Source organism: Clostridium sp. AM42-4, assembly GCF_003480105.1.
Classification (GTDB): domain Bacteria; phylum Bacillota; class Clostridia; order Lachnospirales; family Lachnospiraceae; genus Brotaphodocola.
Genome location: NZ_QUIK01000007.1, coordinates 128,884 through 142,069, shown reverse-complemented (window position 1 = coordinate 142,069; position 13,186 = coordinate 128,884). Strand labels below are relative to the sequence as shown.

The 13,186-nt window shown below is 47.9% G+C and carries 12 protein-coding genes; 11 read left to right on the top strand and 1 reads right to left on the bottom strand.

Going from position 1 to position 13,186, the window contains the following annotated elements; translation table 11 throughout:
• Positions 1 to 61: 61 nt before the first annotated feature.
• Positions 62 to 1,291 (bottom strand): argininosuccinate synthase, encoded by a 1,230-nt coding sequence (locus tag DW922_RS07600; RefSeq protein WP_118544088.1) that lies wholly within the window; start codon positions 1,289 to 1,291, stop codon positions 62 to 64.
• A gap of 398 nt (positions 1,292 to 1,689) precedes the next feature.
• On the opposite strand from DW922_RS07600, the gene argC reads away from it, so the two are divergent.
• The 11 genes from argC to DW922_RS07545 all read left to right on the top strand — a co-directional run bounded on the left by argC (position 1,690) and on the right by DW922_RS07545 (position 13,097).
• On the top strand, positions 1,690 to 2,730 hold the full coding sequence (gene argC, locus DW922_RS07595; protein ID WP_118720921.1) for an N-acetyl-gamma-glutamyl-phosphate reductase: 1,041 nt from the start codon (positions 1,690 to 1,692) through the stop codon (positions 2,728 to 2,730).
• Positions 2,731 to 2,888: 158 nt separating this feature from the next.
• The gene (locus DW922_RS07590) at positions 2,889 to 3,353 is read left to right on the top strand and encodes a GNAT family N-acetyltransferase (protein WP_118720922.1); all 465 of its coding nucleotides are present in this window, start codon (positions 2,889 to 2,891) and stop codon (positions 3,351 to 3,353) included.
• Between the two features lie 13 nt (positions 3,354 to 3,366).
• Positions 3,367 to 4,593 carry a bifunctional glutamate N-acetyltransferase/amino-acid acetyltransferase ArgJ gene (gene argJ, locus DW922_RS07585; protein WP_118726224.1) on the top strand — a complete coding sequence of 409 codons (1,227 nt, stop codon included), beginning with the start codon at positions 3,367 to 3,369 and terminating at the stop codon, positions 4,591 to 4,593.
• Between the two features lie 24 nt (positions 4,594 to 4,617).
• Positions 4,618 to 5,523: an acetylglutamate kinase gene (gene argB / locus DW922_RS07580; protein WP_118720924.1), complete on the top strand. Its 906-nt coding sequence runs from the start codon at positions 4,618 to 4,620 to the stop codon at positions 5,521 to 5,523.
• A 136-nt stretch (positions 5,524 to 5,659) separates the two neighbouring features.
• The gene (locus DW922_RS07575) at positions 5,660 to 6,859 is read left to right on the top strand and encodes an aspartate aminotransferase family protein (protein WP_118726223.1); all 1,200 of its coding nucleotides are present in this window, start codon (positions 5,660 to 5,662) and stop codon (positions 6,857 to 6,859) included.
• A 102-nt stretch (positions 6,860 to 6,961) separates the two neighbouring features.
• The gene (locus tag DW922_RS07570) at positions 6,962 to 7,294 is read left to right on the top strand and encodes a hypothetical protein (RefSeq protein WP_147353373.1); all 333 of its coding nucleotides are present in this window, start codon (positions 6,962 to 6,964) and stop codon (positions 7,292 to 7,294) included.
• A gap of 113 nt (positions 7,295 to 7,407) precedes the next feature.
• A complete protein-coding gene (locus DW922_RS07565) occupies positions 7,408 to 8,394 on the top strand; it encodes a D-isomer specific 2-hydroxyacid dehydrogenase family protein (protein WP_118726221.1) in 987 nt (328 codons plus the stop codon).
• A 192-nt stretch (positions 8,395 to 8,586) separates the two neighbouring features.
• Positions 8,587 to 9,009, top strand: coding sequence for a 4Fe-4S binding protein (locus DW922_RS07560; protein WP_347560279.1), 423 nt, complete (start codon positions 8,587 to 8,589; stop codon positions 9,007 to 9,009).
• 493 nt (positions 9,010 to 9,502) lie between these two features.
• The gene (locus DW922_RS07555; RefSeq protein ID WP_207666299.1) at positions 9,503 to 10,159 is read left to right on the top strand and encodes a signal peptidase I; all 657 of its coding nucleotides are present in this window, start codon (positions 9,503 to 9,505) and stop codon (positions 10,157 to 10,159) included.
• A 165-nt stretch (positions 10,160 to 10,324) separates the two neighbouring features.
• Positions 10,325 to 10,993 (top strand): hypothetical protein, encoded by a 669-nt coding sequence (locus DW922_RS07550; protein ID WP_118726219.1) that lies wholly within the window; start codon positions 10,325 to 10,327, stop codon positions 10,991 to 10,993.
• Positions 10,994 to 11,222: 229 nt separating this feature from the next.
• Positions 11,223 to 13,097 carry a pentapeptide repeat-containing protein gene (locus DW922_RS07545; RefSeq protein ID WP_118726218.1) on the top strand — a complete coding sequence of 625 codons (1,875 nt, stop codon included), beginning with the start codon at positions 11,223 to 11,225 and terminating at the stop codon, positions 13,095 to 13,097.
• The last annotated feature ends 89 nt before the right edge of the window (positions 13,098 to 13,186 follow it).

The following is a 13,186-nucleotide window of genomic DNA, read 5'->3' as shown; positions in this document are numbered from 1 at the left end:
TGCAGAACCCGAAAAAAGCCGCTTTAGCGGCTTTTTTCGGGTTTTATATCATAGTTACGTCTTATTTTGTCTCGTTCTTCTTCAGTTCAGCCATCTTCATTGCGCGAACCTTAAGCGGCAGTCCGAACAGGGTGATGAAGCCGTCTGCGTCGTGGTGGTCGTAAAGGTCACCGGTGGTGAAGGATGCCAGGGACTCGCTGTATAAGGAGTACGGGGAAGTGGTACCAGCCTTGATGATGTTGCCCTTGTACAGTTTGAATTTGACTTCACCGGTTACATATTCCTGGGTGGAGGTTACGAATGCCTGGATGGCCTCGCGCAGCGGAGTGAACCATTTGCCCTCGTAAACAACCTGAGCCAGCTTGTCGCCCATCTCTTTCTTAACTTCCATGGTAGCGCGGTCAAGAACCAGCTCCTCTAACTGCTTGTGAGCTTCCATGAGGATGGTTCCGCCAGGAGTCTCATAAACACCGCGGGATTTCATGCCGACTACACGGTTCTCTACGATATCGACGATACCGATGCCGTGCTTGCCGCCCAGCTCGTTTAACTTGCGGATGATATCAGCAACCTTCATCTTCTCGCCGTTTACGCTGGTCGGAACACCTTTCTCGAAGGTCATGGTAACATACTCGCCCTGGTCCGGTGCTTTCTCCGGACTTACGCCGAGTACCAGAAGGTGATCGTAGTTCGGCTCATTTGCCGGATCCTCTAACTCCAGGCCCTCATGGCTGATGTGCCATAAGTTACGGTCACGGCTGTAGCTGCTGTCTGCTGCGAACGGAAGGTCGATGCCGTGCTGCTTGCAGTACTCGATCTCGTCTTCACGGGACTGCATGGTCCATACGTCGGTCATACGCCATGGAGCGATGATCTTGATATCCGGAGCCAGTGCCTTGATGCCGAGCTCGAAACGGATCTGGTCATTACCTTTACCGGTTGCACCGTGGCAGATAGCAACAGCGCCTTCTTTTCTTGCAATCTCAACGAGGCGTTTTGCGATAGCCGGACGGGCCATGGAAGTACCTAACAGGTATTTGTTCTCATAGGTAGCGTTTGCCTGTACGCATGGAACGATGTAGTTCTCAGCAAAATCATCTACCAGATCTTCGATGTATAATTTGGAAGCGCCGGAAAGCTTTGCTCTTTCCTGAAGACCCTCTAACTCACTGCCCTGACCACAGTCGATGCAGCAGCATACAACATCATAATCGAAATGCTCCTTTAACCACGGAATGATTGCGGTGGTGTCCAGACCGCCGGAATATGCAAGAACAACTTTCTCTTTCATCTCAAAATCCTCCTTGAGTAGTCTATAAAAATGTATGTTTTGAATTTCCCTTGTCATGTAAGACTTCATAAATATACAACAGTTTTTCGGATTATGCAAGACTAAATTGCATATTTTTCAAAAAAAGATTGCATATTATGCAAAACGGATGTATAATTATGAAATCTCGCAGGAACTGGTGCATCGTATTTGCAGTTACTTCAGTCCAGAAAACTCTTGTTCATGTACAGGAACACATTTTGTACATAATGAGAATATTTGGAAAAAGGTCTTTTCTTGTGATGAAAAAGTACTTATAATGAAAATCAAAAATATTAGGAATATTTATGATTGTGCGGGTATTTGACAGTTATAAGCATCAAAAAGTGTATATTTATGAACAATAGGGAGGAACGGCTATGATTAAGGCTGGAATTATCGGAGCAACCGGCTACGCAGGAGCGGAGCTGGCCCGTTTATTACTTCAGAGAGATGATGTGGAACTGGTATGGTACGGTTCCAGAAGCTATGTCGGGGAAGATTTTGCTTCTATATATAGAAATGTTGCACACGCAGTAAGTGAGCCGTGCAAGGACGATGACATGGCAAAGCTTGCAGAAATGGCAGATGTGATCTTTACCGCAACCCCGCAGGGTTTCTGTGCATCCCAGGTGACCGAGGATATCTTATCCAAGACCAAGATCATCGATCTGAGCGCAGACTTCCGTATTAAAGATGTAGACGTTTACGAGAAATGGTATAAGATCAAACATGCAACCCCGCAGTTTATCGGGGAAGCCGTATACGGTCTTCCAGAGATCAACCGCGAGAAGATCAAACACGCAAGACTGATCGCGAACCCGGGCTGCTATCCGACCTGTTCCTTCTTAAGCACCTATCCGCTGGTAAAAGAAGGCATCATCGACCCGAACACCATCATCATCGATGCGAAGTCCGGTACCTCCGGCGCAGGCAGAAGCGCAAAGGTTTCCAGTCTGTTCTGCGAGGTCAATGAAAGCATGAAGGCATATGGCGTTGCAGGACACCGTCACACCCCGGAAATCGAGGAGCAGTTATCCTATGCGGCAGGAAAGCCGGTAACCATCAGCTTCACCCCGCATCTGGTTCCGATGAACCGCGGCATTCTGGTAACCGCGTATGCATCCCTTACCAGGGAAGTAACGACAGAAGAGGTAAAGGCAATCTACGATAAATATTACCAGAATGAATATTTCGTCCGCGTCCTGGAGCCTGGTATGGCACCGGAGACCCGCTGGGTAGAGGGCAGCAACTTTGCAGACGTGTCCTTCAAGCTGGATCCGAGAACAAATCGTGTGGTTATGATGGGCGCAATCGACAATATGGTAAAAGGAGCAGCCGGACAGGCCATGCAGAACATGAACCTGTTATTCGGACTGCCGGAAAATACCGGACTGAAGCAGATCCCGGTATTCCCGTAAACTAGTAAGATGAATTGTTGTTTTTGTTTGTTTTTCCCGCCAAATGGAATGTGGAAATGGGAACAGCAGACGGAAACAGTCGAAAAAACAACCGGAAAAAGCAATCGGAAAGAAAGCAAACAAAAGGAAACAGGTAGTACCGGGAAAGGAAGCATCACATGGCAGGAACCATGAGCATTTTGATCCGGGAAATGACCCCGGAAGATTATGATAAAGTTTATGAACTCTGGATGAGCATTCAGGGCTTCGGAATCCGTTCCATCGACGATTCCAGGGAAGGCGTGACGCGGTTTTTGAAGCGCAATCCAACCACCAGCGTGGTGGCAGAGCAGAACGGCCGCATTGTAGGTGCCATCCTCTGCGGACACGACGGACGGACCGGCTTTTTCTACCATGTGTGTGTGGCATCGGATTACCGCAAGCATGGAGTCGGGCACCGCATGGTGCATTTCGCCATGAAAGCCCTTCAGTCAGAAGGCATCAACAAGGTAAGCCTGATCGCCTTTAAATCCAACGAGGTCGGCAATGAGTTCTGGCACAACGTGGGCTGGGTAGAGCGCAGCGACGTGAACTACTACGATTTCGTTCTGAATGAAGAGAATATTACGAAATTTATACAATAGTGAGGAAGATAAGATGTATACAGTAATCGAAGGCGGCGTAACCGCTGCAACCGGATTTGCCACTGCATCCACTGCAGCAGGCATCAAATACAAAAACAGAAAAGATATGGCGCTGATCTACAGCGAGAAGCCGTGTAAGGCAGCAGGAACCTTTACCACCAATATCGTAAAGGCAGCTCCGGTCAAATGGGACCAGAAAATCGTAAAAGAGTCTGAGTACGCACAGGCCGTTGTCATCAACGCTGGTATCGCAAACGCTTGTACCGGCGCAGAGGGCATGGGCTACTGTGCAGAGACTGCCGCCGCAGCTTCCGCAGCACTGAATGTTCCGGAGAGCGCCGTTTTAGTGGCATCCACCGGTGTCATTGGCATGCAGCTGCCAATGGATAAATTAAAAGCAGGAATCACCGCCATGGCTCCGGAGCTTTCCGGCACCATCGAGAGCGGTACTGAGGCAGCCAAGTCCATCATGACAACTGATACGAAGAAAAAGGAAGTCGCTGTTCAGGTTGGGATCGGCGGAAAGACCGTTACCATTGGCGGTATGTGCAAGGGCTCCGGCATGATCCACCCGAATATGTGCACCATGCTTTCCTTCGTTACCACCGACCTTGCTATTTCCAAAAAACTGTTGCAGGAAGCACTCAGCGCTGATGTCAAAGACACCTACAACATGATCTCCGTAGACGGCGATACCTCCACCAACGATACCTGTCTGCTTCTGGCAAACGGTATGGCTGGCAATGCAGAGATCACCGAGAAGAACGCAGATTACGAGGAGTTCTGCAAGGCACTCAATTACGTCAATGAGACCCTGGCAAAGAAGATGGCAGGCGACGGTGAGGGCTGTACCGCACTGTTTGAGGTAAAGGTCATCGGTGCAGAGAGCAAGGAACAGGCAGTGACCCTTTCCAAGTCCATCATCACGTCCAGCCTGACCAAAGCAGCAATCTTCGGACATGACGCAAACTGGGGACGTATCCTCTGTGCCATGGGTTATTCCGGCGCACAGTTCGACCCGGAGAAGGTGGACCTGTTCTTCGAAAGTGCAGCAGGCAGCATGCAGATTATCAAAGACGGCGTGGCACTGGACTACAGCGAGGAAGAAGCAACCAAGATCCTGTCCGAGCCGGAGGTAACCGCGATCGCTGATGTGAAGATGGGCGATGCAAGTGCAACTGCATGGGGCTGCGACCTGACCTTCGATTATGTCAAGATCAATGCGGATTACCGTTCTTAAAAATATTTTAGGGGAGATAATATTATGAAAAGTTCTGAGATCACCGAGTTACAGAAAGCAGAGGTCCTCATTGAGGCCCTTCCATATATCCAGCGGTTCAACCGCAAGATCATCGTTGTCAAATACGGCGGCAGCGCTATGGTAGACGAGCAGTTAAAGCACCAGGTTATCCAGGATGTGGTACTGTTAAAGCTGGTAGGCTTTAAGCCAATCATCGTACATGGCGGCGGTAAGGAAATCAGCCGCTGGGTCAACAAGGTTGGCATGGAGCCGCATTTTGTAAACGGTCTGCGCGTCACCGATGAGCCGACCATGGAAATCGCGGAGATGGTGTTAAACAAGGTCAACAAGAGCCTGGTCCAGCTGGTCAACGAGTTGGGCGTGAAGGCAGTCGGCATCAGCGGAAAAGACGGTATGCTGCTGCGCTGCGAGAAGAAGCTTTCCAAGGGCGAGGATATCGGCTTTGTAGGCGAGATCACCAAGGTAGATCCGCAGATCATCTACGATCTGTTAGAGAAGGATTTCCTCCCGATCATCTGCCCGATCGGTTCTGACGAGCATTATGCAAGCTACAATATCAACGCCGATGACGCAGCCTGCGCCATTGCCCGTGCAGTCAACGCAGAGAAGCTGGCATTTCTGACCGATGTTGAGGGCGTTTACCGCGACTTCGAGGACAAGAGCTCCCTCATCTCCGAGATGACCGTCAGAGAGGCACAGGACTTTGTAGACAGCGGAAGCCTGGGCGGCGGCATGCTTCCGAAGCTGCAGAACTGCATCGATGCAATCGAGAACGGCGTATCCCGCGTCCATATCCTGGATGGCCGGATCGCACACTGCCTGCTTCTGGAAATCTTTACCAACCGTGGTATCGGTACCGCAATTTATAAAGATGGAGATGCGCGGTATTTCCATGAGGAAAACAAGTAGAAAAATGAGTGTTTTTCAGCCGTGTGCAGAAAAATAGAAAGGAGGAAAGAAAAAATTCCCAGAAAGTCGGCCTGAACTGATGAAAAAGTTGCTGGATGCATATGCTTGAACAGCAGGAAAAGAAAGGATACAAAACATGGAAAAGCAGCAATATATTGACCGTGCAGAGCACGTATTATATAAAACCTACAACCGCTTTCCAGTGGTATTTGACCACGGCGAGGGCGTGAAGCTGTATGACACAGACGGACAGGAATATCTGGATTTTGGCGCCGGAATTGCTGTTATGGGTCTGGGCTACAGCTGTGATGAAGTAAAAAATGCAGTAAAGGAGCAGATGGACAAGCTTCCGCACATCTCCAACCTGTTTTACAATGAACCGGCGATCGATGCAGGTGAGAAGCTTCTGGCGGTTTCCGAGATGGACAAGGTGTTCTTCACCAACAGCGGTACCGAGGCCATTGAGGGCGCATTGAAGATCGCAAAGCGTTATGCCTACAACAAGGGCATGGCACCGGATTATGAGATCATTGCCATGAAGCATTCCTTCCACGGAAGAAGCTTAGGTGCACTTTCCTTAACCGGAAATGATCACTACCAGGAGCCGTTTGCTCCGCTGATCCCGAATATCAAATTCGCGCAGTTCAATGATCTGGACAGTGTGAAAGCACTGTTCTCTGATAAGACCTGCGCCGTGATCATGGAGACAATCCAGGGAGAGGGCGGCATCTACCCTGCAACAGAAGAGTTCATCAAAGGTGTGCGCGCACTCTGCGATGAGCACGATGCCCTTCTCGTGTTAGACGAAATCCAGTGCGGCATGGGCAGAAGCGGCGAGATGTTCGCATGGCAGGGCTACGGCGTGAAGCCGGATGTCATGACCAGTGCAAAAGCACTTGGAAACGGTGTTCCGATTGGTGCATTCCTTGCATGCGGCAAGGCAGCAACCGCTATGGTGCCGGGCGACCATGGAACCACCTACGGCGGCAATCCGCTGGTATGTGCAGCTGCCAATGCCGTTCTTGACGTATTCAAAGAGAAGAACATTACCGGTCATGTCAAAGAAGTGGGGGCTTATCTGTGGGAGAAGCTGGAAGAGGTTGCAGCAGCGTATGACTGCGTCATCGCGCACCGCGGCAAAGGCCTGATCCAGGGACTGGAATTCAACACTGCAGTAGGTCCGGTTGTGACCAACGCGCTGTTAGAGCAGCATCTGGTACTCATCAGTGCCGGAGCCAATATCATCCGCTTTGTACCGCCGCTTGTGATCGAGAAGGCAGATGTGGATGCGATGGTTGGAAAGCTGAAGGCTGCGATCGAGGCAGTAGTGAAATAAACAATGCTTTTTGGCAGTAATTTAAAAAATTATAAGCAAAAGCAACAGGGGCATAAGCATTTATGCATACCACTGTTGCTTTTTTGCATTGGTAAAAACAGAGTGAATTATGATATAGTCAGATTACAGGAGCGCGGTCGGCTGATCGTGGAAGAAAGAGGAGAAACAAGAGATGATGGTCACATTACCAGTGATAGGAGCGATCCTGTGCAAGTGCCGGTCCAGATTTTAGTCGGAGGAGAAGACAGAAAACCAGTCGGCGATGAATTCTGCGGAAGCTGCAGGGTGGAGCGCATGGAATATCTTACGGACAATCTGCAAAAGCACCAGATCGCAGCAGAACTGGAGATCATTCCGGGAATCGGGCACAGCGATGGTGAGAGAGTGCGGACAGATAGATTTTTGGGATGGCTGGGGAAGTTGATGCAGAAGTAAGTTTCTATGATAGTAGACAGTATTGACAAAGCGATCTGGAGTTGTATATAATTTTTTATAACACTTACACAAATTTTATTTGAGTATGTTCAGAACAAGGAGGGAATACGATTGTGAAGATTGCAGCATTTGAAGTGCGGCCGGATGAAAAGGCATCATTTGCCTACTGGTCCAAAGAGTATCAAGTAGAGCTTTTAGAGTACACCGAAGTGCCGACTCTGGAAAATGCCGGTCTTGTGGCTGGCTGCGAGGGTGTGACAATGCTCGGGCAGGGAACCATCGACCGGGCTTTGCTGAGCAAATACCGTGAACTTGGTGTGAAATGCCTGTCGACCCGTACCATCGGCAGCGACCATATTGATCTGGAGGCAGCAAAAGAACTGGAAATTCTGGTTTGCAATGCCAGCTATGCCCCGGATGCCGTAGCCGATTTTACCATTATGATGATGCTCATGTGCTTAAGACAGTATAAGCAGGCATTCTGGCGCGGCTATGTCAACGACTTTTCCCTGGCAGGACTTCAGGGAAAAAATATGAGAGCCATGACCGTAGGCGTTATGGGAACCGGCCGTATCGGCCAGCAGGTGATCCGTGACCTGCAGGGCTTTGGCTGCCGCATCCTGGCTTATGATGTATACCAGAACGCAGAAGTAGCGAAAATGGCAGAATATGTGGATATTGACACCTTCTACCGGGAGTGCGATATCATCACGCTTCACATGCCGCTGCTTCCGTCCACCCACCATATGATCAACCGGGAAAGCATCGCCAAAATGAAAAAAGGCGTGATTCTGGTAAACTGTGCCCGTGGCGGCCTGACAGACACCGAGGCACTCATCGAAGGCATTGAATCCATGCAGATCGGTGCCCTCGGCATGGATACCGCAGAGGGAGAGGAAGGCATCATCCATTGTGATCGCAGAAGCGATATCATCGCAAACCGCAACTGGTTCTATCTGCACCAGTTCCGCAACGTCATCATGACCCAGCACATGGCATTCTACACCGAGCAGTCCGTAGACAGCATGGTGCAGTGCGGTGTAGAGGGACTTGTGAAGATGGCAGAAGAAGGAAGCTATAAGACAATGCTGAATAAATAATAGAAGAGTATATCATAGCTGGTTTCTTCCCGGTAACTATCTCACGAAAAAGTGCTTACTTTACAGAAGCCCGGTCACCTGTGCGATCGACCTGATGGATTACGATGAAACGGGCATCTATTTTCTGACAGCAAAAGGAAAGCGTTTTTACGAACGCCTGAGAAAGCAAATGAAAATGTTGCTTTTACGGCAATGAAGGGAAAAGATACACTATCCTGCGTGGCTGTGTCAGTGCAGGGAAAGGTTGTGGAGCTTGGTCCGGATAAACTGCCTGCTTTGTTTGCAAAAAATACTTACATGGAAAAGATTTATTTGGACGAACAGTCGCGCAGTGCCCTGACTGTTTTTCAGATTTATCAGGGAAACGGAGAATGGTTCGATCTGTCAAAGCACCCGATCGAGCGTGCATCGTTTTCCTTTGGCGGTGCAGAGAAAAAAGAAAGTGGATACAGGGTGACAGAGCGCTGCATCGGCTGTAAGCTGTGTTATTCCAAATGCCCGCAGAAATGCATTGATATTTCTGGAAAACCGGTGAAGATCCATCAGGAACATTGCCTGCATTGCGGGAACTGTATGGAGGTATGCCCGGTTGGGGCAGTAGAGAAAATAGGTTGACGGATATAGGAAAGATAGAGAGCCGGGGAATTTCCCCGGCTCTTGCTTTTTTGGGGGGACTAAAAAGATAATCACCATGATTAAAAAATGTTTTTCGTAATAATCATAACGGAAATGGTGCCTGCCACAAATCGCAGCCAGAGAATGCAAAAAACTATTAAAAATACGACAGTTTGGCATCATTTGTCTTATTTTGGCAGCTTGTGAGTTGCTGATTGAGAAAATTATATGTATAATTGTAAAAAAATATGCATTTCCACCATTATTTACAGACAAATTATCCAAACGACATGCCTGCGAATATATCACAGGCTATTTTTATACAGTCTGGAAAAAAATAACGCTGTGGCTGGCAGATAAAGCAGAAAAGCTTTTGAACCAATGAAAACCATATAAAGAAAACAACGACATGGGAAGGAGGACCGTCAATGCGCGGAGCGAAACCAGAACCTGACGGAAAAACCAGACTCTGGTCCGCTGGTAAATGACAACTATGAATGATGCAAAAGAAAAAGAAACTTCCGTAATTTCAAAATTTTTCACAGTACTGGGAACTATCCTGTGTGTGATTCTGGCACCGATCCTGATACTCAACTGCACGTTGATCGTAAAAAGTCATCTTAATAAAAATGCAGTACCGGATGTCGGCGGCTACAGTCCCATGGTCGTATTATCCGATTCCATGTTTCCGTACATTGAGGCAGGCGATCTGATCATATGCAAACAGGCAGATCCGGAAAGTGTAAAGGCAGGCGATGTCATTTCCTTCTTTGATCCGGCGAGCAACACAAACAGCGTGGTAACCCACCGGGTCGTAGAAATCCAGACCGCAGAAGACGGCGCATTAACCTGGATTACAAGAGGTGATGCCAACAATGCCGATGACCAGAACCCGGTACCGGCCAGTAATCTGGTTGGCATCTACAAACACAAAATTCCGGGACTCGGCAAATTAGTGATGTATATGACAACGACACAGGGACTGATCACCTGCGTGGTTGTGCCGATCATCTTACTTCTTGGCTTTGACTTCATCCGCCAGGGCATCTACGAACGCCGCAGAAAGAAAGATACCGACGCACTGCTGGCAGAACTGGAAAGCCTGCGGGCAGAGAAAGAAAAGAACCAGAAAGAGAATAACAAAGAGTAACCAGCATTCTTACGATTCTGTTCCGCAGGAGTCACGCCAGCGGATTGAATAAATAAAACAACGTGCAAAAGCCTCCATTGTGAGACATGGCGAAGGAAAGCACAGGCAAAGAAGCCATTCAGAAATCTTGGAGAGGGTTCTGAAAAAGAGAAAGGGGAAATTCGTATGAAGAAACACAACATGATGAGAGTAGCCTCCGCACTGGCAGTGGTAACGCTGTTAAGCACAAGTGTGATCAGTGGAACGCTGGCGAAGTATACGAGTACGGCAAGTAGCACAGCAACAGCTACTGTGGCGAAGTGGTCTTTTAAGGTAGGTGCTGGTGGTACGAATGTAACAGCGACAAATGATATTACAGGAACTAATCCATTCACTTTTGACTTATTCGGTTCAATAAAAGATACAGGTGGAACGGAGAAAGAAACAGATGTAACAGATGTAACAGGAAAGCATATTATCGCACCTGGGACTTCTGGACAGATTACGTTAGCGTTAGAAAATGATTCTCAGGTAAATGCAGGATATACTATTAAATTTATAGAAAATAATAAGGATGAAATTCCTTTGCAGTATGCGATTATGGATGGAACTGGTGCAGAATACAGCAAGTTGACATGGACGAAAAAAATAGGCGATTTAAATAAAACAGTAGCATCTTTGGGCACAGGATCTGAAAATAATAAAGCAAGCTATACGGTATATTGGAAGTGGGATTATACAGACAGTACTGGTGCGACTAGAGATTCATCTGATACAACGTTAGGTGTGGGCGCACAAAAAGATGCTGCAACCGCAACAATAACCGCTACAGTTACAGCTACTCAGGTTGATTAATTCATATCTGGCTTATAGTTTGTGATTGTACTATAAAAATGTCATAGAATTGATGCCAGCCCCGTCGTGACCGGGGCTTGTATCAAAAAAATCGAAGAAACAATCTTCACTTCTTCCTTTATCGATTTTCCAGAAATCAATCTGAAAAATCGACAAGCGAAGAAATGATATAGCAGAATGGGTGAGATAGGGATTGACGTAAACTGTACCCAGGAAAGCAGGAAAGCCTATGAAAATACAACCGGATTGCCAAAATCCAAAGAAAATACAAAAGAATAAAAACCGACGCATCTTGCTGTTGGCCGTTATCTTATTTCTTCTAATCCTTATGTCTTCCTGCGGCCTCATCTACCACCTTGGAAAGCAGGCCCGGGAGCAGGCAGAGCCAAACCGGCAGACCATTAAGGTTGAGCCGGAGGAAGAAACCAAGACAACATTATCCATTTATGGAGTGGTTCGTTATACGAATGGTATGCCGTGCAGTGAACATACCGTAGAGCTTCACAGTACGCCGAAAAACACGGTAACGGGAAAAGATGGTTCTTTCTTTTTCTACGATGTGGAGCACGGTGAGCATCAGATTGCTGTACTGGATGCTTCCGGGAACGAGAAAGCATCGATGAAGTTCCAGATCGAAGAACAGGAAGATCCGTCTCTCCAATATGTAACAATGAGGGAGCTGAATCAGCAGATTCAGTTTGAGATTCCGATCAACACAATCCTTTTGGATGTGGATATGGAGTTGGACGAGCAGGAGCAGACTTTAACGATAAATGCGGATCAGACAATAGCGGCCTTGACACAGGGACGCGTTCTTACTTCATCGGCCAGTGTGCAGGTGAAAGAGGGCGAAGCGGCGGTCTTTGCATCGGGACACTATATGCTGCAGGACGGAACCATCGCCTTGGCGAATGGTGGAATCCTGTTGCCGGAACAGATTTATCTGCCTCCAAATGAAAATGCGGCAAGCGTTCCGGCACTTCCGTCTGGTATTACGCTGGATCCAAATGGAATCCTTATATTGGAGGACCAGACCCAAATTGACCGAAACACGCAGCAGATCACACTTCCAAACGGTATCATTCTCCGGCCGGACCAGACCGTGTCGATGGCGGATGATTCCATCTTAAATATCCCGGACTACGGAAACAATGCCTACCTGATTCGGGAAACGGACAGTGATCTGATCGGAAATGGGAATGCAGGAAGTAAAAATATCGGAATCCTGAATGAAACCAATGCAGGAAATACCGGTGACAATGGAAATACGGGAAATGCAGAAGCATCCGGTAATTCTGGAACATCCGGCAGTGCAGAAACATTAGAAAACTTGGAAAGCTCTGAAAGAGCAGGAAACCAGGTGGGTTCAGAAACCTCGGATCGTACCGAAACTTTGGGAAACACAGAAAATATGGGTAGTTCAGCATCATCCGGCAGTCTGGAAAATGAAACTAATGCAGAAACTGCTGGTGGAACTGGAAGCGTTGGTAATTCCGAAAGTTCAGGCAGCTCTGGTGGCTCAGGCAGCTCTGGTGGCTCAGGAAGCTCTGGTGGTTCGGGAAGTTCAGGCGGTTCCGGTAACTCCGGTGATTCTGGAAACACAACACCGACGAAACCAACGGAGGAATCTGGTTCTGTGGAGATCGGTGATGTTAAGACCGGAAAACTCTGGAAGCAGACGGCTACGATTGATCTTTTTACCGATCTGGGTGGTAATCAGGTTTATGAAACCTTATATCCGGGTATTGAAGGGCGTTACGATTTTTATATCCGTAATACCATGAAAAGCATCACTTACATGACAGTTACGGTGGAAGAAGAAGCCAATAGCAAAAATGGCGGAACGCTTCCTCTGGAATACAAGATTCTGGATGAAACAGGCAAGGAAATCAGCGGAGACTGGAAAGACGCAGCACAACTGAAAGCATTTTCTGTGACTCTTCAGCCAAATCAGAATGTAAACTACAGCATTCGCTGGCGCTGGCCTTACGAAAGAAACGACAGTGCCGGAAATAGTCAGTCTGCAGATGATTACGACACAAATCTGGCTGTCAGTGCAGACCGAAATCATAAGCTGAAGCTGGTGATCCACGTCGAGCAGTAAAGCAGAATGAAACGATAGCATAATTGAGAGATACGGAACTGTCGAGGGCGGAGAAAAATCAGAAAATAGATAGAAAAAGCAGCAGGAAG

Coding starts and splice junctions, on each gene's coding strand:
- DW922_RS07600 (WP_118544088.1), bottom strand. CDS start 1,291: ATGAAAGAGAAAGTTGTTCTTGCATATTCCGGCGGTCTGGACACCACC.
- argC (WP_118720921.1), top strand. CDS start 1,690: ATGATTAAGGCTGGAATTATCGGAGCAACCGGCTACGCAGGAGCGGAG.
- DW922_RS07590 (WP_118720922.1), top strand. CDS start 2,889: ATGGCAGGAACCATGAGCATTTTGATCCGGGAAATGACCCCGGAAGAT.
- argJ (WP_118726224.1), top strand. CDS start 3,367: ATGTATACAGTAATCGAAGGCGGCGTAACCGCTGCAACCGGATTTGCC.
- argB (WP_118720924.1), top strand. CDS start 4,618: ATGAAAAGTTCTGAGATCACCGAGTTACAGAAAGCAGAGGTCCTCATT.
- DW922_RS07575 (WP_118726223.1), top strand. CDS start 5,660: ATGGAAAAGCAGCAATATATTGACCGTGCAGAGCACGTATTATATAAA.
- DW922_RS07560 (WP_347560279.1), top strand. CDS start 8,587: ATGAAGGGAAAAGATACACTATCCTGCGTGGCTGTGTCAGTGCAGGGA.
- DW922_RS07555 (WP_207666299.1), top strand. CDS start 9,503: ATGAATGATGCAAAAGAAAAAGAAACTTCCGTAATTTCAAAATTTTTC.
- DW922_RS07550 (WP_118726219.1), top strand. CDS start 10,325: ATGAAGAAACACAACATGATGAGAGTAGCCTCCGCACTGGCAGTGGTA.
- DW922_RS07545 (WP_118726218.1), top strand. CDS start 11,223: ATGAAAATACAACCGGATTGCCAAAATCCAAAGAAAATACAAAAGAAT.